At 59.6% G+C, this 2,589-nt stretch carries 2 protein-coding genes; both read left to right on the forward strand.

Annotated elements, in window-relative coordinates:
- Positions 1-14: 14 nt before the first annotated feature.
- Positions 15-428: an acetyl-CoA sensor PanZ family protein gene (locus AC1DRJ_RS24145; protein WP_477804365.1), complete on the forward strand. Its 414-nt coding sequence runs from the start codon at positions 15-17 to the stop codon at positions 426-428.
- Positions 429-499: 71 nt separating this feature from the next.
- Positions 500-2,589, forward strand: a 2,090-nt coding sequence (locus tag AC1DRJ_RS24150; protein WP_477804366.1) for an AsmA family protein, incomplete at its 3' end; no start/stop codon positions are given.

The following is a 2,589-nucleotide window of genomic DNA, read 5'->3' on the forward strand; positions in this document are numbered from 1 at the left end:
CTTAAGGAGGCGCCATGCCGATTATTGTCGAATCACTGAACGAGGCCACTTACCAGGATCAGCAAGACCTGCAGAAAATTTACCGCGACGCTCCGGACTGGCTGTACGCCCCGTTTTCAGGGGATGTACAGCTGATCGAAGGCTGCCTGCGGGACGGCTCGCTGATCGCCGGACGCTTCAATGATCGACTGCTCGGGGCCGCCCGCTTGCAACGAAATCAGGACGTTTGGCACTTGTCCCAACTTTGCGTACGAAAAATTACCCGGCGTCGTGGCGTCGCCGAGCGATTGGTGAACGAAGCGCAAAAAATGGCCTCTGATTCCAGTGCCACCCTGCGCCTGCTGGCCCCTGCCGGACATCTTGAAGCCCAGGYGCTTGCCGCCAAGCTGAAACTGCCACTGGATGTACTGCCCGCAGTTATCGCCTGACCGGTCGTCCGCTTCAGAGCGCTATACTCCCCGGCTAAATTTCGAATTCGACTATCTACAAGGACTCGCCCATGAAAGCGTTCGGCAAAATCCTGGGTCTGGTACTTCTCGGGCTGTTGCTGATCATTGTGGCGCTGGGCTTTGCCCTGACCCATCTCTTTGATCCCAACGACTATAAAGACGAGATTCGCCAGATTGCCCGCGACAAGGCCCACATCGAGCTGACGCTCAATGGCGATATCGGCTGGAGCCTGTTCCCGTGGCTGGGCCTGGAGTTGCACGAGGCGAGTGTTGCGACCCTGGCCAAGCCGACGGAGCCGTTCGCCGACTTGCAGATGCTGGGCCTGTCAGTACGCGTGCTGCCGCTGCTGCGCCGCGAAGTGCAGATGAGCGATGTCCGTGTCGAAGGCCTGAACCTGCGCCTGAACCGCGACAAGGACGGCCATGGCAACTGGGAAGATGTCGGCAAGGTCCCGATGCCAGCCACTCCGGCTGGGACACCGGCCACCACGGGCGCGCCTGCACCAGAGGCCACCGTCCAGGTAGAAAAACCGGCCCAGCCGATTCGCCTGGACATCGACAGCCTGACCGTGAACAACGCCCGCGTTGAATACAGCGACGAGAAGACCGGCAGGCAGTTCAGCGCCGAAAGCATCCAGCTGAGTACAGGCCCGGTGCATGATTCGACCAACATCCCGGTCAAACTCACCGCGTTCCTCGGCACCAACCAGCCGGTTTTGCGTATTCGCACCGAGCTCAATGGTGTGCTGCGATTTGAACGCGCGCTGCAACGCTACAAATTCGAAGACATGAAAACGTCGGGCGAAGTCGCCGGCGACCCGCTGCAAGGCAAAACCATGACTTTCTCCGCCCAAGGGCAGTTGCTGCTGGATAAAGCGGCGAACGTCGCCGAATGGACCGGCATCAAGATTTCCGCCAACCAACTGCGCGCACTGGGTGAACTCAAGGTCAACGACCTCGACAAGACGCCACAGATCAGCGGCGGCATTTCGATTGCCCAGTTCGACCTGGCTAAATTCATCGACAGTATTGGCCAGAAACTTCCGGCCATGGCCGAAGGCAGTTTAAGCAAAGTCGAACTGGCCAGCCGTGTTGCCGGCACGCCGACCAGCGTTTCGTTCGATAACATCAACCTGAAAATCGATGACAGCACCTTCAGTGGCCGTATTGCCATCGAGGATTTCGCCAAACAGTCGTTACGCACAGCCCTGAAGGCTGACACGTTCAATGTCGACCGCTATCTGCCACCCAAATCCGCCGAAGCCAACAGCGCAACACAGGTGCGCCAGGCCGAAGTTGCCAGCACCGAGGCCAATGCCATGGCTGGCGCGGGCACCACTGCGCTGCCGGAATCGCCGACCAAGGACGCGTGGAGTACCGAACGTCTGCTGCCAGTTGAACGCTTGAGCAAACTCGACGTGGACGCCGACCTGACCTTTGGCCAGTTGACCCTCGACAAGCTGCCGATTCACAACGCGGCATTCAAGGCCACAGGCCTGGGCGGCCTGCTGACTCTGGAGAACCTGCGCGGCGACCTGTACGACGGCAACTTCGAAACCAAGGGCACCCTCGACCTGCGCCAGCAAGTACCCGCGCTGAGCATGCAGACGAGCATCAACAAAGTGCCGGTAGAGAAAATCCTCGAAAGCCAAGGCAAAAATCCGCCAGTCAAAGGCCTGGTGACGCTCAACAGCGCGCTGACCGCCAGCGGTAACAGCCAGAAAGCACTGATCGACAGCCTCAACGGCAACGCCAGCTTCGTCATCAACAATGGCGTATTGCTTAACGCCAACCTCGAACAACAGCTGTGCAAAGGCATCGCCACCCTGAACCGCAAAACCCTCAACAGCGAGCCACGGGGCAAGGACACGCCATTCCAGGAACTCAAAGGCAACCTGACCTTCCGTAACGGCGTGGCCAGTAACCCGGACCTGAAAGTACGCATCCCGGGCATGACCGTGAATGGCGACGGCGACGTCGATCTGCGCGTGCTGGGCATGGACTACCGCGTGGGCATCATCGTCGAAGGCGACACGAGTGCCATGCCGGATCCGGCTTGCCAGGTCGGCGAAAAATATGTCGGTATCGAGTGGCCATTGCGTTGCCGAGGCCCGCTGGAGTTGGGCGCTAAAGCCTGCCG

It is taken from the genome of Pseudomonas sp. P5_B2 (genome assembly GCF_056400445.1).